This window comes from Streptomyces sp. NPDC017246, assembly GCF_044331325.1.
GTDB lineage: Bacteria > Actinomycetota > Actinomycetes > Streptomycetales > Streptomycetaceae > Streptomyces.
Genome location: NZ_JBIRMW010000001.1, coordinates 636,906 through 660,531 on the forward strand (window position 1 = coordinate 636,906; position 23,626 = coordinate 660,531).

The following is a 23,626-nucleotide window of genomic DNA, read 5'->3' on the forward strand; positions in this document are numbered from 1 at the left end:
GCGCTCCGGGGGTCACCCATACGAGTCGTCAACCCGCCCGCAACGCAAGGAAGTTCGGCTTCGCGCGGGACTCAGGGGGAACGGGTGCCGGAGACGACCATGGCGAGGGTGGTCTCGACGACGGCGTTCCTGCGCTGGGCGGACAGGCGGCGAAGAGGGCCGTCGAGCAGGAGAAGTGACAATCCGTGCACGGCCGACCACGCCGCGGCGCCGGAGGCGGGCCGCATGCCGGGCCGGGGGGTTCCGGCGCTGGCGAGGGCCTCAAGGGCCTCCCGGAGCAGGGTGAACGCGCGGAGCTCGGGCTCGGGGGTCTGCCGCTCCGGCATCGGCCCGGCGGTGTCGTTCGGGCGGGGCACGCAGAACGCGGCCCGGTAGAGGCCTGGCTGGTCGACGGCGAAGCCGACGTACGCGCGGCAGAGGGCGGTGACCCGGCGCTCCGCGGCGAGCGTGGGGTCGTCGGCGCCGGGCTCGCGCCCGGCGGCCCGCTCCATGGCATCGGCGAGCAGCCGCTGGGCGTGGGTCCTGACGGTGCGGAGGAGTTCGCCCCGTCCGTCGAAGTGCCGGTAGGCGGCGGTGGGCGAGACGCCGACCCGTCGGGCCGCCTCACGCAGGACGACCCGTTCGGGGCCGCCCTCGGTGGCGAGGTCGACGGCGGCGCAGATCAGCGCGTTGCGCAGGTCGCCGTGGTGGTAGGTCTTTCCCCCCGAGATCGCTGCCATGGGCTCATCCTGCCCGATGTTTACCGCAGGAACATTCCAGGTCGTGGCGCGACGCGCAGAAAACGGAACCGCCCCCACCGGAAAGGGTGGGGGCGGTACGGCGGCGCGGGGCACCCGATCAGCGGGCGGTCTCCCGCTCGTACGCCTTGAGGACCTCGTCCGTGGGCCCGTCCATCAGGAGCTGACCCTTCTCCAGCCAGAGCACCCGGTCGCAGGTGTCCCGGATGGACTTGTTGCTGTGGCTCACCAGGAAGACCGTGCCGGCCTCCTTGCGGAGCTCGCGGATGCGCTCCTCGGAGCGGATCTGGAACTTGCGGTCACCGGTCGCCAGCGCCTCGTCGATGAGGAGGACGTCGTGGTTCTTGGCGGCCGCGATGGCGAAGCGGAGCCGGGCGCCCATGCCGGAGGAGTACGTGCGCATGGGCAGGCTGATGAAGTCGCCCTTCTCGTTGATCCCGGAGAAGTCGACGATGCCCTCGTAGCGCGAGCGCACCTCCTCGCGGCTCATGCCCATGGCGAGCCCGCCCAGGATCACGTTGCGCTCACCGGTGAGGTCGTTCATGAGCGCCGCGTTGACGCCCAGGAGCGAGGGCTGGCCGTCCGTGTAGACCATGCCGCTCTCGGTGGGGAGCAGTCCGGCGACGGCGCGGAGCAGCGTGGACTTGCCGGAGCCGTTGGAGCCGATGAGGCCGATGGCCTCGCCCCGGTAGGCGGTGAAGGTGACACCGCGGACCGCGTGGACCTTGCGGACGCCCCGGGTGACCTCGGCCTTGCCGCGGCCGACGATCCGGCTCAGCGCCGCCGTGGCGCTGCCCTTGCCGCCGCCACCGGCGTTGACCCGGTAGACGATGTGGACGTCGTCGCAGATGACGGTGGGAACGTCGGACCGGTTGGTGTTCGTGTCAGCCACGGCCGTACCTCTCCTCGGCCTTCCAGAAGTAGACGAAGCCGCCGATGCCGAAGACCAGGGCCCAGGCCACGGCAGTCATCCAGACGTGGTCCGGCAGGTTGTGCGCGCTGTACCCCTCGATGAGGGCGTAGCGGATCAGGTCCATGTAGACGGCGGCCGGGTTGTACATGAGGATGTCGGCGATCCAGGCCGGCTTGTCGGCGAGCATCACCGGGATCGAGAACATCACGCCGGACGCGTACATCCAGGTGCGCATGACGAACGGCATCAGCTGGGCGAGGTCGGGCGTCTTCGAGCCCATCCTGGCCACGATCATGGCGAGTCCGACGTTGAAGACGAACTGCAGGAACAGCGCCGGGATCACCAGCAGCCAGCGGAGCGAGGGATAGCTGCCGAAGGCGATGGCCACCGCCACGAGCACGATCATCGAGAACAGCAGCTGCTGGAGCTGCTGGAGCGAGAAGGAGATCGGGAGGGTGGCGCGGGGGAAGTGCAGGGCCCGGACCAGTCCGAGGTTGCCCGCGATCGCCCGGACGCCCGCCATGACGGAGCTCTGGGTGAAGGTGAACACGAAGATGCCGGTCACCAGGAAGGGGATGTAGACGTCCTTGGACATCCCCTGCCCGGCGCCCAGGATCAGCCCGAAGATCAGGTAGTAGACCAGGGCGTTCAGCAGCGGCGTCGCCACCTGCCACACCTGGCCCAGCTTCGCCTGGCTGTACTGGGCGGTCAGCTTCGCCGAGGAGAAGGCCAGGATGAAGTGGCGGCGGCTCCACAGCTCACGGACGTACTCGAACAGTCCGGGCCTGGCACCGCTGACCGAGAGGCCGTACTTCGCGGCCAGCGCGGCCGGCGTCAGGCCCTCGTCGACGGACGGGGGCGCGCTCGTCGCGACCGCCCCGCCCTGCTGTGTGTCACTCACAAGTCGAAACTTTCGTGTTCAAGATGCGCGGCACGTCGGTACCACGATGTCAGACGACCGGGGGGCGACCCAGCCGGGTCAGCCGCCACACCGTACGCCACCTCATGGGGCGGCGCGGTCCGCAGGGGGTCGTCCAGCCTGCGCGGAATCCGCCGAACCACGCCTTCAGTGCGGGGAGCGAGGGCCGACGGGCCAGGGTGAGCAGGAGCCAGACGCCGAGATACACCGGCACCAGGGGCGCGGGCAGATTGCGGCGTGCCAGCCAGACTCGGTTGCGGGCCACGTTGAAGTGGTACGAGGCGTGCCGGGAGGGTGCTGTGGTGGGGTGCAACAGCACCATGTCCGAACGGTAGTCGATCATCCAGTCGGCGTCGAGCGCGCGCCAGGCGAGGTCGGTCTCCTCGTGCGCGTAGAAGAACTCGCCCGGCAGATCGCCCACTTCGGCGAACACCTTGGTGCGGACGGCGTTGGCGCCGCCGAGGAAGGTGGTCACCCGCGAGGAGCGCATCGGGTCGGAGGCGCGCAGCCGCGGCACGTGCCGGCGCTGGGTGGCCCCGGTCTCCGGGTCGGCGATCCGGAAGGTGATGATGCCGAGGCGCGGATCGGCGGTGAACGCCTGCCGGACCAGTTCGGCGGTGTCCGCGTGGGCGAGCAGCCCGTCGTCGTCCAGGAAGAGCAGGACGTCGACGTCGGTGCCGCCGGGACCGAAGGCCTCGATGCCGACGTTCCGGCCGGCGGGGATGCCGACGTTCTCGGGCAGGTCGACGGTCCGCACCCCGTCGGGCACCCCGGTGACCGGGGTGCCCTGTCCCACGACGACGACCTCGACGGGGTCGCCCTCCTGCTTGGCGACCGAGTCGATCAGCGCCCGCAGGTCGTCGGGGCGGTTGCCCATCGTGATGACGACGGCTCCCACCTTGAGCGGCGTACTCACGGCCGGCCTCACTTCAGCCTGCTGGAGACCATGATCGACACCAGGTGCAGCACGGTCTGGAGCAGCGCGATGCCGGCCAGGACGGCGACACCGAGACGGGTGAAGAACAGATCGCCCCGGACCTGGTCCGCGATCGCCAGGACGATGATCAGCAGCGAGGCCTCGATGCCGAGGACCAGCCGGTGGAACTTCAGCGCGCCGGCGGCCCTGCGGGCCAGCGCCATGCCGGAGGAGCGCGGCTCGGAGGCGGCCTCCTTGACCGGCGGCAGACCGCCCTGGTGCCGGGCGACGCCGACGAGGTCGGTCTCGGCCTTGATCAGGATGGCGCCGAGGGCGGCCAGGGTGCCGAGGAAGGCCCACAGCCAGTCGATCCGGCCCGAGCCCCACAGGTCGGCGGCCCGCAGACCGAAGCCGACGAGCACGGCCGCGTCGCAGAGGTACGCGCCGACCCGGTCCAGATACACACCGGCCAGCGAGAACTGCTTCTTCCAGCGGGCCACCTCGCCGTCGACACAGTCGAGCAGCAGGTAGAGCTGGACCATGAGCGCGCCGAGCAGCGCCCCGGGGATCCCGGGGATCAGCAGGGCCGGTGCCGCGAGGACGCCCGCGAGGGTCATCACGTACGTGAGCTGGTTCGGCGTGATCCTGGTGCCGACGAGCTGCCGGGTGATCCTGAGCGAGATCTCCCGCATGTACATGCGGCCGCCCCAGTGCTCCCCGCTGCGCCGGTCCTTCACACCCGGGGGGTGAACGACCGGGCGGAGCTCAGCTACGGATGGCTTTGGCATAGTCGGCGTACGCGTCCCTGATCTCGTCGTCGGACAGGTCGAGGTGTTCGAGGATGGTGAAACGGCCCGGCCGGGTCTGCGGGGCGAACGACACCGCCTGGACGAACTCGTCCACGGTGAAGCCCATCTCCTCCGGCAGGACCGGCAGCCCGTGCCGGCGCAGGGTCTCGACCATCTGGGCGGAGCCCTCGTGGGCGCCGCGCAGGTGCATGGCGAAGGCCGCACCGAGACCGCACTGCTCGCCGTGGCTGGCGGCGCGGGCCGGGAAGAGCAGGTCGAAGGCGTGGCTGATCTCGTGGCAGGCGCCCGAGGAGGGGCGGCTGTCGCCGCTGATCGACATGGCGATGCCGGACATCACCAGACCCTCGGAGAGGGTGACGAGGAAGTCGTCGTCGCCGACGCCGCCGGGGTGGCGGAGCACGGCCTCACCGGCGCTGCGGGCCATGGCGGCCGCGAGGCCGTCGACGGGCTCCCCGGTCACCTGGTGCGAGAGCTCCCAGTCCGCGATGGCGGAGAGGTTGGAGATCGCGTCGCCGATGCCGGACCGCACGAAGCGGACCGGGGCGTCCCTGATCACGTCCAGGTCGACGACGAGGGCGATCGGGGTGGGCACACCGTACGAACCCCGGCCGTTGTCGTTGTCCAGGGTCGAGATCGGGGAGCAGATCCCGTCGTGCGACAGATTGGTGGCGATGGCCACCAGCGGCAGCCCGACCCGGGCCGCCGCGTACTTCGTCACGTCGATGATCTTGCCGCCGCCGAGGGCGACCACGGCGTCGTACCGCTTGCCGCGCATGGCGTCGGCGAGCTTCACGGCCTCGTCGATGGTGCCGCCGGCGACCGGGTACCAGTCGGCGCCGGGCAGCTCGGGGGCGAAGTGGTCACGCAGCTTGAGGCCCGAGCCGCCGCTGATGGCGACGGCGATCTTGCCGTTGCTGGAGATCCGCTGGTCCGCGAGGAGCGTGGACAGATCGTCCAGCGCTCCCCGGCGGATGTCGACGACGACCGGCGAGGGGATCAGCCGGGTCAGTACTGGCACGCGATCTCCCGGCCCTTCGCGAGGTCCTCGTGGTTGTCGATCTCGACCCACTTGACGTCGCCGATGGGCTCGACGTCGACGGTGAAGCCGCGGTTGACGAGCTCCTGGTAGCCGTCCTCGTAGTACAGGTCGGGGTCGCGCTCGAAGGTGGCCTTGAGGGCGTCGGCGAGTTCCTCGGCGGCCTCGGCCTCGATGAGGGTGACACCGATGTACTCGCCGGTGGCGGTGGCCGGGTCCATCAGCTTGGTGATGCGCTGGACGCCCTTGCCCTCGGCGGTGATGACCTTCATCTCCTCGTCGGCGAGGCTCTTCACCGTGTCGAGGGCGAGGATGATCTTCTTGCCGTCGCCGCGGGCAGCGAGCAGGGTCTTCTCGACGGAGACCGGGTGGACCGTGTCGCCGTTGGCGAGGATCACACCGCGCTTGAGGACCTCACGGGCGCACCACAGGGAGTAGGCGTTGTTCCACTCCTCGGCCTTGTCGTTGTCGACGAGGGTGAGCTTGACCCCGTACTTCGCCTCCAGGGCCTCCTTGCGGTCGTAGACGGCCTCCTTGCGGTAGCCGACGACGATCGCGACCTCGGTGAGGCCGATCTCGGCGAAGTTCTTCAGCGTGAGGTCGAGGACCGTGGTCTCGCCGTCGACCGGCACGAGGGCCTTCGGAAGGGTGTCGGTGTAGGGGCGCAGACGCCGTCCGGCACCGGCTGCCAGTACGAGACCGATCATGCTGTTTCTCCTTCGTCGTGAACGGCGGGTGCTCCGGAGGAGACCCAGAAGCGGACGGACTCCACGAGCACCACGAGCGCGACGGCCACCGCGAGAGCGGTGAGTGCCAGGGTGAAGTCGTCGCCGCGGTCCGCCAGCAGGGCGGCGAGGACGGTCACCAGGAGCGTGCGCCCCTCGTGTCCGCCGGTGACGCGCACCAGCCAGGCGGGCGGCGCGCCGGTGCCCCCGCGAATGCGGTACACCGTGTCGTAGTGATGGTAGGCGACGGCCGCGACCAGCCCGAACGCCGCCGGGAGGGCGTGCGCCGAGTCGGAGCGGGCGGCCAGCACGAGGACGGTGGTGTACTCGGCGGCGCGGAAGAGCGGGGGGACGAGCCAGTCGAGGGCGCCCTTGAGGGGGCGGGCGACGGCCGCGCCGGCGAACACCGCGTAGAAGACCGCGACGATCACGATCTGGCGGTCGCCGAAGGGCCGGGCGAGGACCGTGGCGAGGAGCGCGCCGGTGGCGACGGCCGCGAGCACGACGCCGGGGGCGCGCAGGCCGGTACGGCCGATGACGCGGGCGACGATCCCGGCGAGCGGGCCGGAGTCCGCGAGGTCCGCCAGGGCCCGGGCGGCCCGGTCGGTGCGCTTCGCCCTGCGGGTCAGGGACCGCAGGACGCGGCCGGCCGTGGTGTAGCAGGCACCGAAGGCGCAGCCGACGATCAGCGCCCAGAAGACGATCCGGGGGGTGGTGAAGGCGGTGAGGACCGCGATCATCGCCCAGCGCTCGCCGATCGGCAGGATGATCATGCGGCGGGCCCAGACGGTCCAGCCGAGGCCGTCGAGCCGGTCGGAGAGGGCCGCGGTGGGGCTCGTGTTGGCGGTGGCGTCGTGGTTGGCCTCGTTGAACGAGAAGTCCACGACGTGCCGGCAGGTCATGAGGACCATCGAGCCGAGGGCCAGGGCCCAGACGTCGTCGCCGTTGCGGGCGGCGCCGAGGGCGAGGCCCGCGTAGAAGGCGTACTCCTTGGCGCGGTCGAAGGTGGCGTCCAGCCAGGCGCCCATCGTCGAGTACTTCAGCGCGTACCGCGCGAGCTGTCCGTCGGTGCAGTCGAGGACGAAGGAGACGAGGAGGAGGACGCCGGCGGCGACGTAGCCGCCGCGCTCGCCGGTCGCCGCGCAGCCGGCCGCGACCAGGGCGGTGAGCAGCGACGCGGTGGTGACCTGGTTGGGGGTCAGTCCGCGGCGGGCGCACCAGCGGGCGATGTAGCGGGAGTACGGGCTGATGAAGAAGGTGGTGAAGAAGCCGTCGTGGGCCTTGACCGCCGACCGCAGGCGTACGGCCTCGTCGTCGACGGCGTCCACGGCGGCGCGGGCCTCGTGGCGGGCCTCGGCGTCGGCGGGGACGGTGGCGACGAGGGTGCCGAGCTGGGGCCGGTGCACGGTGACGCCGTCGGCGTCGAGGGCGTCGGCCAGCGTGCCGGTGAGGTCGTCGGTGCCGGAGGCGCCCGCGGTGGTCAGGGCCCGGGCGAGCGCGGGGCGGGCCCCGCTCTGCGCGGTGAGCGCGCCGGGGGCGGCGGCGGCGGGGAACCGGGGGTCGGTGAGGGCGAGGCGGAGCGCGTGCACATGGCCGACGAACCGGGGGTCGACGAGCGCGACGCGTTCACCCGCCGGGACGGCGGCCAGCAGGGCGCCGGTCTCGTCGGCGCCGGAGGCGGCCTTGACGTCGAAACCGAGCGACCGCAGATCTCCGTCGAGCGAGGATCCGGGTGCCGGCGGGCCGGTGAGGATGGCGGTCGACAGACGAACTCACTCCTTGGAGCTGACGGAGGGGCCGGCGGGACCCATGGCGGCCCCGGGCGCGGCGGTGCGGCCCGGCACGGGGCGGCGACACGTCGGCTGAGGCTATCGGATGAACAGAAGCGTGAGTTCACCGAGGCTTCGCGGGCAGGACTCCCCCGGGCTCACCCGTGTCCTCACGGGTGCGCCGCGTCCTGCGGAGATCATCATGGGCGATCGGTGGCCCGCCTCACAAACCACGGTCCCCGCCCGCCGTGGGGGCCTCGGGAGCCGCCCTCGCGCCATGGCCGGTCCTGATCGGATCGTCGCAGGTCAGAGCATATGACAACGGTGTTCAGTACCGTGTTGCACATACCCCCCACCCGTAGTTGACTTGCTCATCGGGGCACCTGCGCACACACGATCTGGAGGCCACGTCATGGGGGCTGGACACGACCACGGGCACAGCCACGGCGGCCCGCCGCCGACGGGCACCGCCGGGGCCGCGTACAAGAACCGACTGCGGATCGCGCTCGGCATCACGCTCTCCGTGATGGTGATCGAGATCATCGGCGGACTGCTCGCCGACTCGCTCGCGCTGATCGCCGACGCGGCGCACATGGCGACCGACGCGGTCGGCCTGGCGATGGCCCTGCTCGCGATCCACTTCGCCAACCGGCCTCCCTCGGGAAACCGGACCTTCGGGTTCGCGCGGGCCGAGATCCTGGCGGCGCTCGCCAACTGTCTGCTGCTCCTCGTCGTCGGCGGCTATGTGCTGTACGAGGCGGTCCAGCGCTTCATGGAGCCGGCCGAGACCAAGGGCGGCCTCACCATCGTCTTCGCGGTGATCGGTCTGGTCGCCAACGTGATCTCGCTGTCGCTGCTCATGCGGGGCCAGAAGGACAGCCTCAATGTGCGCGGGGCGTACCTGGAGGTGCTCGCCGACGCCCTGGGCTCGGTCACCGTGATCGTCGCGGCCACGGTCATCCTGCTCACCGGCTGGCAGTACGCCGACCCGATCGCCTCGATCGCGATCGGTCTGATGATCGTCCCCCGCACGGTCAAGCTGCTGCGCGAGACCCTGGACGTCCTTCTGGAGGCGGCCCCCAAGGGCGTCGACATGGCGGAGGTGCGGGCCCACATCCTGGCCCTGCCGGGCGTCGAGGACGTCCACGACCTCCACGCCTGGACGATCACCTCGGGGATGCCGGTGCTCTCCGCGCACGTCGTCGTGGACCAGGGCGCGCTGGACTCGGTCGGGCACGAGAAGATGCTGCACTCCCTCCAGGGATGCCTGGGCTCCCACTTCGACGTGGAGCACTGCACCTTCCAGCTGGAGCCGGTCGGGCACGCGGAGCACGAGGCGAAGCTCTGCCTGTGAGGCCGGCGCCCGCCTGTTAGTCTTTTCGCACGAACGTGTGGAGAGAGGAGCTGAGGTTGATGACCGTCGCGATGGAGGCTGCCGCGAGCGGCAGCACCCGGTCCTTCCTCAGCTTCCGGGTCTCCGGCTGACCTGATCCCGGTTCCCACCGGTCCGTCACGTCGTCGGCCGGGGCCCTCTCACAAAGGGTTTCCCACGTTGTCCGACAACGCTCTGCACGACTCCTTCTTCGCCCTGCACCACGGTCTTCCGCGGCAGGGTCCCGGTTCCGACGCCACCACCCGTCGGCTTCTCGCGCTCTGCGGGCGGCTTCCCGAGCGTCCGCGGGTGCTCGACCTGGGCTGCGGCCCCGGCCGTTCCGCGCTGCTCCTGGCCGCCGAGGCGGGCGCCGAGGTGACCGCCGTCGACACCCACGAGCCGTTCCTCGCCGAACTGCGCGAGGCCGCGGCCGCCCGTGGGCTGGACGGCTCGATCCGCACCCTCCGCGCCGACATGGGCGCACTGCCGTTCCCCGACGGCTCCTTCGACCTGGTCTGGGCCGAGAGCTCGGTCTTCGTCCTGGGCTTCGACCGGGCGCTCGCCGAGTGGCGCAGGCTGCCGGCCCCCGGCGGCGCCCTGGTGCTCACCGAGTGCGTCTGGACCACCGGGGAGCCGGGCCCGGTGGCCCGTGCCTTCTGGGAGGAGCACTATCCGCTCCGTACCGTCACCGGGAACGCGGCGGCGGCGGTCGCCGCCGACTATCACGTCCTGGGGACGGTCACGCAGCCCGACAGCGACTGGGACGAGTACTACGTCCCGCTCGCCGCGCACGCCGAGGCGGCGGACACCACCGTCCCCGGCATGGCCGAGGCGGTGGCCGGGGCCCGGGCCGAGATCGCTCTGCGGCGCGAGCACGGTTCCGACTACGGGTACGCGGGATTCGTCCTGCGGCCCGCCGATCCCCGCTGGCACACCCGGCCGGAGGCCGCCGACGAGGCGGGGGCCGTCCGTCCGCTGGTGGCGGCCGCCTTCGGGTCGGACGCGGAGGCCGATCTGGTCGACGCGCTCCGGCGGGACCCCGACGCCTGGCTCCCGGGCCTGTCGTACGTGGCCGAGGCCCCCGACGGCTCGGTCGCGGCGCACGCCCTGATCACCCGCTGCCGGGTGGGGGACGCCCCCGCGGCGGCGCTCGCTCCGGTCGCGGTGGCACCCGAGTACCAGCGGACGGGGGCCGGGCAGGCCGTCGTCCGAGCGGTGCTCGACGCGGCACGGCTGCGGGGCGAGTCGCTCGTCCTGGTCCTGGGCCATCCGGAGTACTACCCGAAGTTCGGGTTCGTACGTGCGTCTGAGTATGGAATCAAGCCAGGTTTCGAGGTGCCGGACGAGGCGATGATGGCGCTCGTCCTCGACGACTCCGTACCCGTTCCCGCGGGGACGATCGCCTATCCGGCGGCTTTCGGGGTCTAGTCGCCCCGAGCCGCCCCTCCGCTCCTGCCGCGCCGGTTGTACTCCGGTGCGGTGGGAGCGGCCACGTCCGGCCGCCGAAGTACGGACAAGCCGCTTTTGTACGGCAGACTGAGGTGGCCCCACCGGGGCGAGGACCGAAGCGAAGGATGGGTATGCCGACCACACCAGCCACCGCGGCTCAGATCTCGCCGGAGATCATGTCGAACGGTGTCCAGCCGTCCGGAGCCCCGGCGCCGATCATGCTCGAACTGGTCGACGAGGACGGGACGACCATCGGTACGGCGGAGAAGCTCGCCGCCCACCAGGCGCCCGGCCAGCTGCACCGCGCCTTCTCCGTCTTCCTCTTCGACGAGTCGGGCCGGCTGCTGCTCCAGCGCCGGGCGCTCGGCAAGTACCACTCCCCCGGTGTCTGGTCCAACACCTGCTGCGGCCACCCCTACCCGGGCGAGGCGCCGTTCGCCGCCGCCGCCCGGCGGACCTTCGAGGAGCTCGGTGTCTCGCCCACGCTGCTCGCCGAGGCGGGCACCGTCCGCTACAACCACCCGGACCCGGCCTCGGGCCTGGTGGAGCAGGAGTTCAACCATCTCTTCGTCGGCCTGGTGCAGGCCGAGCCGCGGCCCGACCCGGAGGAGATCGAGGACACCGCGTTCGTGACCGCGGCCGAGCTGGCCGAGCGCCATGCCGCCGCGCCCTTCTCCGCCTGGTTCATGACGGTGCTGGACGCGGCGCGTCCGGCGGTCAGGGAACTGACGGGTCCGTCCGGGGGCTGGTGACCATCGGCTGGTGCGCCGCCGCTCCCGGCCCCGGTGCCATCGGGGTCAGGGGCATGGCCGCCCAGATGATCTTGCCGCCGCCCGCGGTGTGCTCGACGTCGCAGGCGCCGCCGGCCTCCTGGGCGATCTCGCGGACCAGGAGCAGCCCGCGGCCGCCGGTCTGGCCGTAGTCCGCCTCCAGGGCCTTGGGGCGGTACGGGTGGTTGTCCTCGACCGACACCCGGATCCACTCGGGGCCGATCGCCACCTCCACCGCTATCTCCGGGGACAGCAGCGCCGCGTGCCGCACGGCGTTGGTGACCAGCTCGGAGACGATCAGCAGCAGGCCGTCCATGATCTCCTCGTGGAGGGGGACGCCCTGGCGGACCAACAGGTCCCGTACGGCGTGCCGCGCCTGCGGGACGGAGACGTCGACCGCGGCAGCGGTGAAGCGCCAGACTCCTTCGTAGGAAGGTTGCCGGGCGGGGCCACCTCCGTGGGTCTCCACGGTACGGTTCCCACCCTCGTGCTCGATTCTCGCCACGGATCGAGTCTTGGCAATTCGCGTGGGCGTACCGACCTACTGACCAGAAGTCGACACTTATCGGCTGCCTTCTGATCGGGTGAGTATGCCGATGTCAGTTGTTCGACTGATCGGGCGCGCTTTCTGACGGCTCCGGTGGCGCGCTGGACACCGGTGCCGGGGTCACCATACTGACGATGCGCCGCCCGCCCACCCCGATCGCGATCAGGCCGAGGCCGTCGAAGAGCAGGGCCAGCGAGAAGAAGACCCCCAGAACGTACCGGCTGCTGTCCGGCCAGTCGAACAGGACGAGCAGACCGAGCAGCAGGCCGAAGGCCCCCTGGAGGAGCGTCCAGCCGAACTGCGGCCCTCGCACCACCACACTGCCGACCAGCCGGAAGAGACCGCCGGTCAGGAACAGCAGGGCGGCGAACATCGTCAGCGCCTCCGCCGAACCGTGCGGGTGACGGATCACCACCACACCCGCGGCGATGTTCAGGGCGGCGACCACCGCGGCGAGCCAGAAGTAACTGGTGCCCCGCGACTGGATCGCCTGGAGCAGCCCCACGGCCCCGCCGATCAGCAGCAGCCAGCCGAAGAGCAGCATCGAGGTCAGAGTGGCGAGGCCCGTGTAGATCAGCCCGACGATGCCCCCGAGGACGAGCAGGACGCCGAGCACGGCGAGCCAGCCGAAGCTCCGGTTGAGCCGCTTCCCCTCGCGCGCCATCTCCCGGACGGGGTCCTCCGATGCCGGGTCCGGGGCCCCGTGCGTCCCGTGGGCGTCATCGGCCATGCGGTGCCTCCTCGTGGCGGCCCCTTCCTGATCGTACGTTCGGGTGGGGCGGATAGCATCCGGCCCATGGATCCGCAGCTGAAGGCCGACGTCGCGGACGGGATCGCCACCGTCGTCATCGCCAACCCCGCCAAGCGCAACGCGATGAGCGCGGGCATGTGGCGCGCGCTGCCCGGCGTGCTGGACCGGCTCGCCGCCGACCCCGCGGTGCGGGTCCTGGTCCTGACAGGCGAGGGCGACACCTTCTGCGCCGGCGCCGACATCTCGGCGCTCCGGGAGCCCGGGGACGAGCAGCAGACCCTCGCGGTACGGGCCGAGGAGGCGCTCGCGGCCTTCCCCAGGCCGACCCTGGCGGCCGTCCGGGGCTTCTGCGTCGGAGGCGGCAGCCAGCTCGCCGCCGCCTGCGACCTGCGGTTCGCCGAGGAGGGCGCCCGCTTCGGGATCACCCCGTCCAAGCTCGGCATCGTCTACCCGTCGTCGTCGACCCGCAGGCTCACCGCCCTGGTGGGTCCGTCGACCGCCAAGTACCTGTTGTTCTCGGGCGAGCTGATCGACGGGGACCGGGCGCTGCGGACCGGGTTCGTGGACGAGCTCCACCCGGTGGGTGGGCTGGACAAGCGGGTGGCCGAGTTCGCCCGCGTGCTGGCCTCGCGCTCGCTGCTGACCCAGGCCGCGGCCAAGGAGTTCGCCGACGGGCGGCTGGACCGGGACGCCCACTGGGCGGAGCAGGCGCGCGGCAGCGGCGACACCGCGGAGGGTGTCGCCGCCTTCCTGGAACGCCGGGCGCCCCGCTTCACGTACGGGAGCTGAGGCCCGGAGCGCCCCCGCTCAGCGCCCCTGGGGGAGGTCCTCCGTCCTCACGCCCCGCCACCGCGCGACGATCTCGGCCGGGGCCTTCTCCGGCGAGCCCGCGTCGTACGGCGGTTGCGGGTCGTACTCGGTGAGCAGCTGGACGGACTGGGCCAGTTCGGCCCCGCCGATGCGGCCGAGCAGGTGCAGGGCCATGTCGATGCCGGAGGAGACACCGGCGGCGGTGACGTACTTGCCGTCGAAGACGACCCGCTCGGCGGTGGGTTCGATGCCCAGCGCCCTGAGCTCGTCGAAGGCGAGCCAGTGGGTGGTGGCGCGGCGGCCGTCGAGGACTCCGGCACCGGCCAGGATCAGGGAGCCGGTGCAGACAGAGGTGGTCCAGGTGCTGGTCTCGTCGGCGGTGCGGAGCCAGGCCCGGATCTCCGGGTCGTTCATGGCCTTCCGGGCGTCGGGTCCGCCGGGGACGAGGACGATGTCCGGGCGAGGGACCTCGGCGAGGGTCCTGTCGGCGACGAGGGCGAGGCTGCCCTGGTCGTTGCGGACGGGTCCGGCTTGCGTGGCCACGAAGACGGTCTCGGCCCCGGGGATGCGGGCGAGGAGCTCGTACGGTCCGACGGCGTCGAGCGTGGTGAAGCCCTCGTAGATCAGGACGGCGATCTGCACGGTGATTCCTTAGGGATGGCGGGTGCGTGGGCGGCCGACCGGTGCGTGGTCGGGCCGTGGTCGGTTCACGGGTGCGTGGAACCGACGGCGGTAGTCGGCGGGCGCGGTGCCGAGGGCCTTGGTGAAGGCGCGGCGCATCGCCTCGGGGGTGCCGTAGCCCGCGGCGCGGGCGACCTCCTCGACCCCGCGCGAGGTCTCCTCCAGGAGGCGGCGGGCGTGTTCGAGCCGGACCCGGTCGACGTAGCGGCCGGGGGTGGTGCCGGTCTCCGCCCGGAAGGCGCGGGCGAAGTGGCGGGGCGAGAGCCGGGCGCGGGCGGCGAGGGCCTCGACGGAGAGGTCCCCCTCGGGATGTTCGGTGATCCACTGCTGGAGGTCGCGCAGCGGCTCCCGGCGTGCGGTCTGGGCGGCCAGCTGGGCACTGAACTGGGCCTGGTTGCCGGGCCGGCGCAGAAAGACGACCAGGTGGCGGGCGACGGTGAGGGCCACGTCCCGGCCGAGGTCCTCCTCGACCAGGGCGAGGGCCAGGTCGATGCCGGCGGTGACCCCGGCGGAGGTGGAGATCCGTCCGTCGCGGACGAAGATGGGGTCCGGTTCGACCTCGACCTCGGGGTAGCAGCGGGCGAGATGGTCGCAGGCGACCCAGTGGGTGGTCGCCCGGTGTCCGTCGAGGAGGCCGGCCTCGGCGAGGAGCAGCGCCCCCGTGCAGACGGAGACCAGACGCCCCGCGGTGGGGGCGTGGGTGCGCAGCCAGTCGACCAGGGCGGGGGCGGGCCGCCTGGTGCCCTCGCCGCCGGGGACGACGAGGGTGTGCGGGGCTCCGTCGGCGACCGCCTCGGCGAGGGTGGTGTCGGGGAGCAGGCGGAGCCCGCTGTGCGTACGGACCGGGCCGCCGTCCAGGGAGGCGGTGCGGATCGTGTACGCGGACGGGTGCCCGGCGGCTCGGCCGGCACCGGCGAACACCTCGAAGGGGCCGGTGACGTCGAGGCTCTGCACGCCGTCGAAGAGGACGACGAGTACGGATCGCTGCGTCATGGCTCCATCCTCGGAGGCCGCCGGGACGGCCGCAATGACGCCGACCCCACCTTTCCTGCCCTCCCGCACCGGCCGGCCCGACGGGTCGCGAGGGCCTGGGCGGCTCCGGGCGGGTCGCGACGGTCCCGGCTGTTCCCGGGTCGCGACGGTCCCGGCTGTTCCCGTCGTACCGACCAGTCGGTAACCTTCGGGTATGACGACTGCTCTGCCGCCGCGCGCGGGACGCCGCTGCCACAACGCCCTCAACCCGATGCACTCCACGCTCTACTTCTCCCCCGACCTCGACCGCGAGTTCGGCGCGCTGGGCTTCACCGACCAGAGCGCGATGCGGCTCGCCGCGCGCAGCGCCCCACTCGGCGCGGTCGGCCCCGGCACCGTCGCCGCGACCTTCTACAACTACAACCACGAGCTGCTCGCCCGGCACCTCCCCGCCGTCTGGGACACCGTCTCCCCCGCCGAGGTCCTGGAGGCGCGGCTGCGCACCGCCGACGCGACCCTGCGCCGTCTGCTCGGCGAGGAGACCGTCGCCTCCCCGGAGATGGCCGAGGCCGCGGAGCTCGCCCTGCGCGCCACCGAGGCCTGCACCCGGCACGCCCGGCCGCTGTACTCCGCCAACGCCGACCTGCCGGTGCCCGAGGAGCCCCACCTCGCCTACTGGTACGCCGCCACCCTGCTGCGCGAGCACCGGGGCGACGGGCACCTCGCGGCCCTGCTCTCCGCCGGACTCGACCCCGTCGAGGCCCTCGCCTCCCACACCGCCACCGGCAAGGGCATGTCCCCGCGCTGGGTCCTCGGCTCCCGCGGCTGGCGGCGCGCCGACTGGGAGGCGGCGGCGGAGCGGCTGCGCGGACGGGGTCTGACCGACGCCGACGGCGAGCTCACCGAGGCGGGTACGGCCCTCCGCGCCGAGCTGGAGGACCACACCGACCGCCTCGACGCCGCTCCCTACGAGCACCTCGGCGCGGCCGGGGTCGAGCGGCTCACCGAGCTGGGGCGCGGCTTCCTCGTCACGGCCGCCGGCGCGGGCGCGTTCCCGGCGGATCTCGTCGGCAAGGGGTGACCGCGGGGCGCCCGTCGGCCCTCCGGGACGCGCGCGGGAAGGGTCGGTTGCCGCGTACGGGTGACCGACCCGGCACAATGCACTCGCAAGCTTGAGGCACGAGAAGGCGAGTCGGGACACCGTGACGACGTCCATCGAAGCAAGGATCGCCGAGGAACTCGGCGTACGCGAGCGACAGGTGAAGGCAGCCGTCGAGCTGCTCGACGGCGGTTCGACCGTGCCGTTCATCGCGCGCTACCGCAAGGAAGCGACGGAGATGCTCGACGACGCGCAGCTGCGCACGCTCGAGGAGCGGCTGCGCTATCTGCGCGAGCTGGAGGACCGCCGGTCGGCGATCCTCGACTCGGTACGCGAGCAGGGCAAGCTGACCGGGGAGCTGGAGGCCCGCATCCGGGCGGCCGACACCAAGGCGCGCCTGGAGGACATCTACCTGCCCTTCAAGCCGAAGCGCCGGACGAAGGCGCAGATCGCCCGCGAGGCCGGTCTCGAACCGCTGGCGGAGGGGCTGCTCACCGACCCGTCGGTGGAGCCGGCGGCCGCCGCCGCGGCCTTCGTGGACGCGGACAAGGGTGTCGCGGACGCCGCCGCGGCCCTGGAGGGCGCGCGGGCGATCCTCGCCGAGAAGTTCTCCGAGGACGCCGACCTCATCGGCGAGCTGCGTGAGCGCATGTGGGGCCGCGGCCGGCTGGTGGCGAAGGTCCGGGACGGTCGGGAGGAGGCGGGAGCGAAGTTCGCCGACTACTTCGACTTCACCGAGCCCTTCACCGCCCTGCCCTCGCACCGGGTGCTCGCCATGCTGCGCGGCGAGAAGGAGGACGTGCTCAGCCTGGACCTGGAGCCGGAGGAGCCTTCCGAGACCCCCGGGCCCTCCTCGTACGAGGGGATCGTCGCGGGCCGTTTCGGGGTCGCCGACCGGGGTCGCCCGGGTGACAAGTGGCTTCAGGACACGGTCCGCTGGTCGTGGCGGACCCGCATCCTGGTGCACCTCGGGATCGATCTGCGGCTGCGGCTGCGGACGGCCGCCGAGGACGAGGCGGTACGGGTCTTCGCGACGAACCTGCGTGATCTGCTGCTGGCCGGCACGCGGGCGACGCTCGGCCTCGACCCCGGCTTCCGTACGGGGGTGAAGGTCGCCGTGGTCGACGCGACCGGCAAGGTCGTCGCCACCGACACGATCTACCCGCACGTCCCCGCCAACAAGTGGGACCAGGCGCTGGACAGGCTGTCGCGGCTCGCGAAGGAGCACGCGGTCGAGCTGATCGCGATCGGCAACGGCACGGCCTCCCGCGAGACCGACAAGCTGGCGACCGAACTCCTCGCCAAGCACCCCGAGCTGAATCTGACGAAGGTGATGGTCTCGGAGGCCGGCGCCTCGGTGTACTCGGCCTCGGCCTTCGCCTCGCAGGAACTCCCGGGCCTCGACGTGTCGCTGCGCGGCGCGGTCTCCATCGCCCGCCGGCTCCAGGACCCGCTCGCCGAGCTGGTGAAGATCGACCCGAAGTCCATCGGCGTCGGCCAGTACCAGCACGACCTGGCCGAGGTGAAGCTCTCGCGCTCCCTCGACGCGGTCGTCGAGGACTGTGTCAACGGTGTCGGCGTCGACGTCAACACCGCCTCCGCACCGCTCCTCTCGCGCGTCTCCGGCATCAGCTCGGGCCTCGCGGAGAACATCGTCGCGCACCGGGACACCAACGGCCCCTTCCGCTCCCGCCGGGCGCTCAAGGACGTGGCCAGGCTCGGCCCGAAGGCGTACGAGCAGTGCGCGGGCTTCCTGCGCATCCGGGGCGGCGACGACCCGCTCGACTCCTCGTCGGTGCACCCGGAGGCGTACCCGGTGGTCCGCCGGATGGTGAAGGCGACGGGCGGCGAGGTGGCGGCGCTCATCGGCGACACGGGCACGCTGCGCTCGCTGCGGGCGGACGACTTCGTCGACGAGACCTTCGGTCTGCCGACGGTGACGGACATCCTGCGCGAGCTGGAGAAGCCGGGCCGCGACCCGCGTCCGGCGTTCCGGACGGCCACCTTCAAGGACGGGGTCGAGAAGATCGGCGACCTGGCGTCCGGCATGGTCCTGGAGGGGGTCGTCACCAATGTGGCCGCCTTCGGGGCGTTCGTGGACATCGGTGTGCACCAGGACGGTCTGGTGCACGTCTCGGCGATGTCGAAGAACTTCGTCAAGGATCCGCGCGACGTGGTGAAGTCCGGCGACGTGGTGAAGGTGAAGGTCCTCGACGTGGACATCCCGCGCAAGCGGATCTCGCTGACGCTGCGGCTCGACGACGAGCCGGGCGCGGACGCCCAGGGCGGTGCGCCCAAGCGTGAGCGGGGCGAGCGCGGGGACCGGGGCGAGCGCTCCGGCCGGCCGCCGCAGCAGCGGCAGGGCGGTGGCCGCAGGGCCGAGGGCGGCAACAGGAACGACCGCGGGGACCGCGCCGGCCGGGATCGCGCGGCCGCGCCCGCACCCTCCAACAGCGCGATGGCGGACGCCCTGCGCAAGGCCGGGCTGCTGGGCGAGGGCGACCGCAAGCGCCGGTAGGACGCACGGGCCGGAAGCGGTGTCCGGACGGAAGGGAGGGGTCACGGCCAGGCGGGCCGTGACCCCTCCCTCGTGCCTTCGCTACGGCAGGAAGCGCAGGGCCCAGTCGGCGCGGTTGGCGACGGAGAGGTCGTCGTCCTCCGTGAGCGGCTGGAGCAGGCCGCGGGCCGTCTTCGGGTCCGCCTGGACCAGGTCGACGATCTCGGTGGCCAGGCCGTCCTGGTCGTCGCCGAGGTCGACGGCGGAGGCCCGCACGAGCACCGGAAGGGTCTCGACGCCGCCGACACCCGCGACGACACCGCCGAGCAGCTCTCGGGCGTAGGCGTTCCGCTCGGCGATCGCCCGGTCGAGCTCGTCCGTCAGCCGCGGCAGCAGCGCCCGGTCTCCCGTCGCCGCGATCTCGTCGGCGAGGTCGATCGTCGCGTCGACGTCGGCGTCGAGGTCGTCCAGCATCGTGATGAGCCGGGTGATGACGTCGTCGGTCATGGTGCCTCCTGGAATGCGCCGTCCACGAGCACGGGGACGGTCGTCGAGGTGTCGGTCTCGGCGGCCACGGCCACGTCCTGCGGAAAGCCGTACGCGTACAGTTCACGGCCCGAGTCGCAGCCGTGCAAGGCGGCGACCGGGTCCTCCGTGGCCGACCACAGCGTGGCCGCCGCGGTCGCCTCCGGGGTCAGGGGGTGCGCGCCCGCGGCACGCAGTCCGGCGAGGACCGCGCCCGCGCCGAGCAGGTCTTCGAGCGCCGGGCGCAGCGAACCGTCGGGCCACCGCTCACCGGAGGCGATGACCGCGAGCGGGCGTTCGGCCGAGCCGTATCCCCGGTCCGTGAGCCAGCGGGCGACGGCCGAGTGGTTGCGCAGGGAGGCGGCGACGACGGTCGCGGCGCCGGCCTCCGCGGCGATGGTGGAGCCGTTCGGCGAGGGCAGGACCAGTCGCGGTGGCATCGGGGCGGCCCGCAGGGCGGCCGGGGAGAGCGTCCAGGGGTGCTCGGGGGTCGCCTCGCGGCGCCCGACGGCGAGGCGCGCCCCGACGCTCCGGGCGTACGCGACGGCCGTGGCGTCGCGCCACCGGTACGGGTGGACCGCCGCGCCGGCCTCGACGGCGACGCCCACGGCCGTGGTGAAGGACAGCACGTCCACCACGACCACGCAGGCGGCCGAGGGGGCGAGGGCCCGTGCCTCGACGGGGCCCCAGCCGAAGGAGACCGTCATCGCGGCCACCGGCAGGAGGAGACGGTCACCGCGGCCACCGGCCGCCGCGCGGGACCTTCATCGGAGTTCCGTGACCTTGCCGTCGGCGACCTCGACGCGCCGGGTGGTGCGGACCGCGTCGAGCATCCGCCGGTCGTGGGTGACGAGCAGCAGCGTGCCGGTGTACGAGTCGAGCGCGGATTCCAGCTGCTCGATCGCGGGCAGGTCCAGGTGGTTGGTCGGCTCGTCGAGGACGAGCAGGTTCACGCCCCGGCCCTGGAGCAGGGCGAGTGCGGCGCGGGTCCGCTCGCCCGGGGAGAGGGTGGTGGCGGGCCGCATCACATGGACGGCCTTGAGGCCGAACTTGGCGAGCAGGGTGCGGACCTCGGCGGGCTCGGTCTCGGGCACGGCCGCGCAGAACGCCTCCAGGAGCGTCTCCGTGCCGTGGAAGAGCTTGCGGGCCTGGTCGACCTCGCCGACGACGACGCCCGAGCCGAGGAAGGCGTCGCCGGAGTCCAGCGGCAGCCGGCCGAGGAGGGCGGCGAGCAGGGTCGACTTCCCGGCGCCGTTGGCCCCGGTGACGGCGACCCGGTCGGCCCAGTCGATCTGGAGGGTGACGGGCCCGAAGGAGAAGTCACCGCGGCGCACCTCGGCGTCGCGCAGGGTCGCGACGACCGAGCCGGAACGCGGTGCGGCCGCGATCTCCATCCGCAGCTCCCACTCCTTGCGGGGCTCGTCGACGACGTCGAGGCGTTCGATCATGCGCTGCGTCTGCCGGGCCTTCGCGGCCTGCTTCTCACTGGCCTCGCTGCGCGCGTTGCGTCCGAGCTTGTCGCTGTCCGTGGACTTGCGGCGGGCGTTCTTGACGCCCTTGTCCATCCAGGACCGCTGCATGTGGCCGCGCGCTTCGAGGGCCGCCTTCTTGCCCGCGTACTCGTCGAAGTCCTCGCGCGCGTGGCGCCTGGCGGTGTCCCGCTCCTCCAGATACGCCTCGTAACCGCCGCCGTACAGGGTGATCTGCTGCTGGGCGAGATCGAGTTCGAGGACCTTGGTGACGGTACGGGTGAGGAATTCGCGGTCGTGGCTGATGACGACCGTCCCGGCGCGCAGCCCCTTCACGAAGGCCTCGAGGCGCTCCAGGCCCTCGAGGTCGAGGTCGTTGGTGGGCTCGTCGAGCAGGAAGACGTCGTAGCGGGAGAGCAGGAGCGAGGCGAGACCGGCGCGGGCGGCCTGGCCGCCGGAGAGCGAGGTCATCGGCTGGTCGAGGCCGACGGTGAGCCCGAGGGAGTCGGCGACCTCCTCGGCGCGCTCGTCGAGGTCGGCGCCGCCGAGGTTCAGCCAGCGCTCCAGTGTGGTGGCGTAGGCGTCGTCGGCGCCGGGCGTGCCGTCGACGAGGCCCTGGGTGGCCTCGTCCATCGCGGTCTGGGCGGCGGCGACGCCGGTGCGCCGGGCGAGGAACTCCCGCACGGTCTCCCCCGTGCGCCGCTCCGGCTCCTGCGGGAGATGTCCGACGGCGGCGGTGGGCGGGGAGAGCCGGAGCTCGCCCTCCTCGGGGGTGTCGATCCCGGCGAGCAGCCGCAGCAGGGTCGACTTGCCGGCTCCGTTGACGCCGACGAGGCCGATCACGTCGCCGGGGGCGACGACGAGGTCGAGCTCGGCGAAGAGGGTGCGTGCGCCGTGGCCGGCGGCGAGGTCCTTGGCGACGAGGGTTGCAGTCATCAGGGAACGAATCCTAGGCGACGGAGCGACACGCCGAGGATTCGAGGAGCCGCAGCAGCACGGACCGGTAGGCGGCGCCGTGGAAGCGGTACGGGCCGACGCCGGGATAGCCCTCGCGCGCGAGGTCGGCGGTGGGCCCGGTCTGCCAGGCGAAGTCGCGCCACACGATGTCCTCGCCGTCGCGTCCGACGAGGGCGGTGACCGCGCCGCAGCCGGGTTCGTCGCAGTCGGGGCACGCGTAGATCACCCGGCGGCCCTCCTCGGGCCCGGGGCCGAGGCCGAGGAGCCGCTCGACGTGGTCGGCGCGGAGGACGGGCGGGAGGTCGGCCGCCAGGGGCGAGACCGTGTCGACGCCGTCCACCTCGTCGAGCAGCCGGCGCAGCGGCCTGCCGTCGACCAGGAGGTCGACAAGGTCGTGCCGGGGGCTGGTGGAGCTCACGTGGGGGACGCCGTCCGCACGGGTGGCGGGGGCGAGTTCGAGGGTCGTGCAGGCGCCGCGCATGCCATCGATTCTTCCCCGCTCGCGTGGCCGGGCCGTCCCGGAAATGTCCCGGTCCCGGTACGGTCCCGGGCATGGAGAGCGACGTGATCGTGGTGGGTGGCGGGGTCGTGGGTCTGACGACCGCGGTGACGCTCGCGGAGCGGGGGCTGCGGGTACGGATCTGGTCGCGGGACGAGGTGGCGGCGACGACCTCGGCGGTGGCCGGGGCGCTGTGGTGGCCGTACCGGATCGAGCCGGAGGCCGACGCGGGCGCCTGGGCACTGGCCTCGCTGCGGGTGTACGAGGAATTGGCCGCCGATCCGGACCGGACGGGGGTGCGCTGGGTGGCCGGGGTCCACGCGGACACGGTTCTGGACGGTCTCGGCTCCTGGGCACGGGAGGTGCCGGGCCTGCGGCAGCTGCCGCCCGGGGAGGTGCCGGGGCCGTACGAGGTGGGTCTGGCCGCACGGTTGCCGCTGATCGACATGCCGGTCCATCTGGAGTGGCTGCGGGACCGGTTCGAGGCGGCGGGCGGGGAATTCGAGCGGCGGGCGGTCGGCGGCTTCGGGGAGGCGGCGGCCGAGGCACGGGTGGTCGTCGACTGCACCGGGGCGGCGGCGCGGGAACTCGCGCCGGATCCCGGAGTGCGTCCGGTGCGGGGGCAGTTGGTGCTGGTGGAGAACCCGGGGATCGAGGAGTGGTTCACCTCGGCGGACGCCGGGTCGAGCGAGACGACGTACTTCTTCCCCCAGCCGGGGCGGCTCGTCCTCGGCGGGACGGCCGAGGAGGGGGACGAGCGGCTCGTACCCGATCCGGCGACGGCGGCGGCGATCGTGGCGCGCTGCGCGCGGGTGCGGCCGGAGATCGCGGGGGCGCGGGTGCTCGGGCACCGGGTGGGTCTGCGCCCGGCGCGGGTGGGCGGGGTCCGGATCGAGGCGGTGCCGCTGCCGGGCGGCGGGCGTCTGGTGCACCACTACGGGCACGGGGGCGCGGGGGTGACGGTGTCCTGGGGCTGTGCGGCGAGGGCGGCGGAGCTGGTGGAGGGCGGCTGAGACGACCGGGGCCGCGCCGGTGCGAACGACCGCGGGGCGGGTGCGGTCCTTTCGGATCGCACCCGCCCCGCTCGCGTCGCTACTTCCAGAGCGGCGGCTTGCTGTTGTTGTCCGCGTCCTCGCACTGGCGGGCGCGCGTCTCCAGGGCGTTGGCGCGGGCGAGGGCCTTGCGGGCCTCCGTCGTGGCGCCGAGGTGCTTGAGCTTCGCGGCGCGGTCGCGCTCCTTGCGGGCCTCGCTCTTCAGCTGGCTGACGTTGCAGGTGATGGTGCCGGCGGCCGCGGGCTCCGCGGTCACCGTCTGGCCGAGCAGGACGCCGCCGGCGAGCAGCGTCGTGGCGAGCGCCGCCGTCAGGGCACGACGGGCGATCTTCATGGAACGCATGGTGTTTCT

The 23,626-nt window shown here is 72.7% G+C and carries 24 protein-coding genes; 7 read left to right on the forward strand and 17 right to left on the reverse strand.

The features are described from left to right. Positions 1-71 precede the first annotated feature (71 nt). The 8 genes from ACH4MY_RS02835 to ACH4MY_RS02870 form a co-directional block, all read right to left on the reverse strand. A complete protein-coding gene (locus ACH4MY_RS02835) occupies positions 72-719 on the reverse strand; it encodes a TetR/AcrR family transcriptional regulator (protein ID WP_397996549.1) in 648 nt (215 codons plus the stop codon). A 118-nt stretch (positions 720-837) separates the two neighbouring features. After that, positions 838-1,629, reverse strand: coding sequence for an ABC transporter ATP-binding protein (locus ACH4MY_RS02840; protein ID WP_397996551.1), 792 nt, complete (start codon positions 1,627-1,629; stop codon positions 838-840). Continuing rightward, positions 1,622-2,551 carry an ABC transporter permease gene (locus ACH4MY_RS02845; protein WP_397996554.1) on the reverse strand — a complete coding sequence of 310 codons (930 nt, stop codon included), beginning with the start codon at positions 2,549-2,551 and terminating at the stop codon, positions 1,622-1,624. The genes ACH4MY_RS02840 and ACH4MY_RS02845 overlap by 8 nt, the downstream gene beginning before the upstream one ends. Positions 2,552-2,600: 49 nt before the next feature. Further along, on the reverse strand, positions 2,601-3,446 hold the full coding sequence (locus ACH4MY_RS02850; protein WP_397997371.1) for a glycosyltransferase family 2 protein: 846 nt from the start codon (positions 3,444-3,446) through the stop codon (positions 2,601-2,603). Positions 3,447-3,493: 47 nt separating this feature from the next. Next, a complete protein-coding gene (locus ACH4MY_RS02855; RefSeq protein WP_397996556.1) occupies positions 3,494-4,273 on the reverse strand; it encodes a CDP-alcohol phosphatidyltransferase family protein in 780 nt (259 codons plus the stop codon). Continuing rightward, positions 4,251-5,312: an iron-containing alcohol dehydrogenase family protein gene (locus ACH4MY_RS02860; protein WP_397996559.1), complete on the reverse strand. Its 1,062-nt coding sequence runs from the start codon at positions 5,310-5,312 to the stop codon at positions 4,251-4,253. The genes ACH4MY_RS02855 and ACH4MY_RS02860 overlap by 23 nt, the downstream gene beginning before the upstream one ends. Then, entirely contained in the window at positions 5,300-6,037 is a 738-nt protein-coding gene (locus ACH4MY_RS02865) for a sugar phosphate nucleotidyltransferase (protein ID WP_397996562.1), read from the reverse strand. The genes ACH4MY_RS02860 and ACH4MY_RS02865 overlap by 13 nt, the downstream gene beginning before the upstream one ends. Next, positions 6,034-7,821, reverse strand: a complete 1,788-nt coding sequence (locus tag ACH4MY_RS02870; RefSeq protein ID WP_397997374.1) for a DUF5941 domain-containing protein — start codon at positions 7,819-7,821, stop codon at positions 6,034-6,036. The genes ACH4MY_RS02865 and ACH4MY_RS02870 overlap by 4 nt, the downstream gene beginning before the upstream one ends. A gap of 415 nt (positions 7,822-8,236) precedes the next feature. On the opposite strand from ACH4MY_RS02870, the gene ACH4MY_RS02875 reads away from it, so the two are divergent. The 3 genes from ACH4MY_RS02875 (at position 8,237) to idi (ending at position 11,397) form a co-directional block, all read left to right on the forward strand. Beyond that, positions 8,237-9,178: a cation diffusion facilitator family transporter gene (locus ACH4MY_RS02875; RefSeq protein ID WP_397996565.1), complete on the forward strand. Its 942-nt coding sequence runs from the start codon at positions 8,237-8,239 to the stop codon at positions 9,176-9,178. Between the two features lie 198 nt (positions 9,179-9,376). After that, entirely contained in the window at positions 9,377-10,624 is a 1,248-nt protein-coding gene (locus ACH4MY_RS02880; RefSeq protein ID WP_397996569.1) for a GNAT family N-acetyltransferase, read from the forward strand. Positions 10,625-10,776: 152 nt separating this feature from the next. Further along, positions 10,777-11,397, forward strand: coding sequence for an isopentenyl-diphosphate Delta-isomerase (gene idi, locus ACH4MY_RS02885; RefSeq protein ID WP_397996572.1), 621 nt, complete (start codon positions 10,777-10,779; stop codon positions 11,395-11,397). Here the strand turns inward: idi and ACH4MY_RS02890 are convergent. Continuing rightward, complete coding sequence (locus ACH4MY_RS02890) at positions 11,363-11,920, reverse strand: ATP-binding protein (RefSeq protein WP_397996575.1); 558 nt, start codon at positions 11,918-11,920, stop codon at positions 11,363-11,365. The two genes, idi and ACH4MY_RS02890, sit on opposite strands and share 35 nt — an antisense overlap. A 94-nt stretch (positions 11,921-12,014) precedes the next feature. Continuing rightward, positions 12,015-12,626, reverse strand: coding sequence for an HdeD family acid-resistance protein (locus tag ACH4MY_RS02895; RefSeq protein WP_397997377.1), 612 nt, complete (start codon positions 12,624-12,626; stop codon positions 12,015-12,017). A 132-nt stretch (positions 12,627-12,758) separates the two neighbouring features. Between ACH4MY_RS02895 and ACH4MY_RS02900 the strand changes: the two genes are divergently transcribed. Beyond that, positions 12,759-13,502 carry an enoyl-CoA hydratase/isomerase family protein gene (locus tag ACH4MY_RS02900; protein WP_397996578.1) on the forward strand — a complete coding sequence of 248 codons (744 nt, stop codon included), beginning with the start codon at positions 12,759-12,761 and terminating at the stop codon, positions 13,500-13,502. Positions 13,503-13,520: 18 nt separating this feature from the next. Here ACH4MY_RS02900 and ACH4MY_RS02905 read toward each other — a convergent pair whose 3' ends face one another. Then, the gene (locus ACH4MY_RS02905) at positions 13,521-14,165 is read right to left on the reverse strand and encodes a DJ-1/PfpI family protein (RefSeq protein ID WP_397996581.1); all 645 of its coding nucleotides are present in this window, start codon (positions 14,163-14,165) and stop codon (positions 13,521-13,523) included. A 9-nt stretch (positions 14,166-14,174) separates the two neighbouring features. Beyond that, complete coding sequence (locus ACH4MY_RS02910) at positions 14,175-15,197, reverse strand: GlxA family transcriptional regulator (protein ID WP_397996584.1); 1,023 nt, start codon at positions 15,195-15,197, stop codon at positions 14,175-14,177. Positions 15,198-15,390: 193 nt separating this feature from the next. Here ACH4MY_RS02910 and ACH4MY_RS02915 point away from each other — a divergent pair, with 193 nt between their 5' ends. Together ACH4MY_RS02915 and ACH4MY_RS02920 are read left to right on the forward strand one after the other, a co-directional pair. Then, a complete protein-coding gene (locus ACH4MY_RS02915; protein WP_397996586.1) occupies positions 15,391-16,257 on the forward strand; it encodes a hypothetical protein in 867 nt (288 codons plus the stop codon). 121 nt (positions 16,258-16,378) lie between these two features. Next, positions 16,379-18,793, forward strand: coding sequence for a helix-hairpin-helix domain-containing protein (locus ACH4MY_RS02920; RefSeq protein ID WP_397996589.1), 2,415 nt, complete (start codon positions 16,379-16,381; stop codon positions 18,791-18,793). Between the two features lie 81 nt (positions 18,794-18,874). Here the strand turns inward: ACH4MY_RS02920 and ACH4MY_RS02925 are convergent, their stop codons facing one another. The 4 genes from ACH4MY_RS02925 to ACH4MY_RS02940 are packed head-to-tail and all read right to left on the reverse strand — an operon-like array spanning position 18,875 to position 22,204. Continuing rightward, complete coding sequence (locus ACH4MY_RS02925; RefSeq protein ID WP_397996591.1) at positions 18,875-19,279, reverse strand: hypothetical protein; 405 nt, start codon at positions 19,277-19,279, stop codon at positions 18,875-18,877. Continuing rightward, the gene (locus ACH4MY_RS02930) at positions 19,276-20,004 is read right to left on the reverse strand and encodes a 2-phosphosulfolactate phosphatase (RefSeq protein WP_397997379.1); all 729 of its coding nucleotides are present in this window, start codon (positions 20,002-20,004) and stop codon (positions 19,276-19,278) included. Before ACH4MY_RS02930 ends, ACH4MY_RS02925 begins: the two co-directional genes overlap by 4 nt. Positions 20,005-20,061: 57 nt before the next feature. Continuing rightward, positions 20,062-21,702: an ABC-F family ATP-binding cassette domain-containing protein gene (locus ACH4MY_RS02935; RefSeq protein WP_397996594.1), complete on the reverse strand. Its 1,641-nt coding sequence runs from the start codon at positions 21,700-21,702 to the stop codon at positions 20,062-20,064. 13 nt (positions 21,703-21,715) lie between these two features. Then, the gene (locus ACH4MY_RS02940; protein ID WP_397996597.1) at positions 21,716-22,204 is read right to left on the reverse strand and encodes a hypothetical protein; all 489 of its coding nucleotides are present in this window, start codon (positions 22,202-22,204) and stop codon (positions 21,716-21,718) included. A 71-nt stretch (positions 22,205-22,275) separates the two neighbouring features. Between ACH4MY_RS02940 and ACH4MY_RS02945 the strand changes: the two genes are divergently transcribed. After that, positions 22,276-23,235, forward strand: coding sequence for an FAD-dependent oxidoreductase (locus ACH4MY_RS02945; RefSeq protein WP_397996599.1), 960 nt, complete (start codon positions 22,276-22,278; stop codon positions 23,233-23,235). A gap of 79 nt (positions 23,236-23,314) precedes the next feature. Here ACH4MY_RS02945 and ACH4MY_RS02950 read toward each other — a convergent pair whose 3' ends face one another. Continuing rightward, entirely contained in the window at positions 23,315-23,608 is a 294-nt protein-coding gene (locus tag ACH4MY_RS02950) for a hypothetical protein (protein WP_397996601.1), read from the reverse strand. Positions 23,609-23,626 lie beyond the last annotated feature (18 nt).

Bases quoted from the DNA above. Each gene is read 5' to 3' on its own strand.
- ACH4MY_RS02935 (WP_397996594.1), bottom strand. From the start codon at position 21,702: ATGACTGCAACCCTCGTCGCCAAGGACCTCGCCGCCGGCCACGGCGCA.
- ACH4MY_RS02875 (WP_397996565.1), top strand. From the start codon at position 8,237: ATGGGGGCTGGACACGACCACGGGCACAGCCACGGCGGCCCGCCGCCG.
- ACH4MY_RS02900 (WP_397996578.1), top strand. From the start codon at position 12,759: ATGGATCCGCAGCTGAAGGCCGACGTCGCGGACGGGATCGCCACCGTC.
- ACH4MY_RS02850 (WP_397997371.1), bottom strand. From the start codon at position 3,446: ATGGGCAACCGCCCCGACGACCTGCGGGCGCTGATCGACTCGGTCGCC.
- ACH4MY_RS02895 (WP_397997377.1), bottom strand. From the start codon at position 12,626: ATGGCGCGCGAGGGGAAGCGGCTCAACCGGAGCTTCGGCTGGCTCGCC.
- ACH4MY_RS02835 (WP_397996549.1), bottom strand. From the start codon at position 719: ATGGCAGCGATCTCGGGGGGAAAGACCTACCACCACGGCGACCTGCGC.
- ACH4MY_RS02940 (WP_397996597.1), bottom strand. From the start codon at position 22,204: ATGCGCGGCGCCTGCACGACCCTCGAACTCGCCCCCGCCACCCGTGCG.
- ACH4MY_RS02910 (WP_397996584.1), bottom strand. From the start codon at position 15,197: ATGACGCAGCGATCCGTACTCGTCGTCCTCTTCGACGGCGTGCAGAGC.
- idi (WP_397996572.1), top strand. From the start codon at position 10,777: ATGCCGACCACACCAGCCACCGCGGCTCAGATCTCGCCGGAGATCATG.
- ACH4MY_RS02915 (WP_397996586.1), top strand. From the start codon at position 15,391: ATGACGACTGCTCTGCCGCCGCGCGCGGGACGCCGCTGCCACAACGCC.
- ACH4MY_RS02925 (WP_397996591.1), bottom strand. From the start codon at position 19,279: ATGACCGACGACGTCATCACCCGGCTCATCACGATGCTGGACGACCTC.
- ACH4MY_RS02855 (WP_397996556.1), bottom strand. From the start codon at position 4,273: ATGCCAAAGCCATCCGTAGCTGAGCTCCGCCCGGTCGTTCACCCCCCG.
- ACH4MY_RS02930 (WP_397997379.1), bottom strand. From the start codon at position 20,004: ATGACGGTCTCCTTCGGCTGGGGCCCCGTCGAGGCACGGGCCCTCGCC.
- ACH4MY_RS02865 (WP_397996562.1), bottom strand. From the start codon at position 6,037: ATGATCGGTCTCGTACTGGCAGCCGGTGCCGGACGGCGTCTGCGCCCC.
- ACH4MY_RS02945 (WP_397996599.1), top strand. From the start codon at position 22,276: ATGGAGAGCGACGTGATCGTGGTGGGTGGCGGGGTCGTGGGTCTGACG.
- ACH4MY_RS02950 (WP_397996601.1), bottom strand. From the start codon at position 23,608: ATGAAGATCGCCCGTCGTGCCCTGACGGCGGCGCTCGCCACGACGCTG.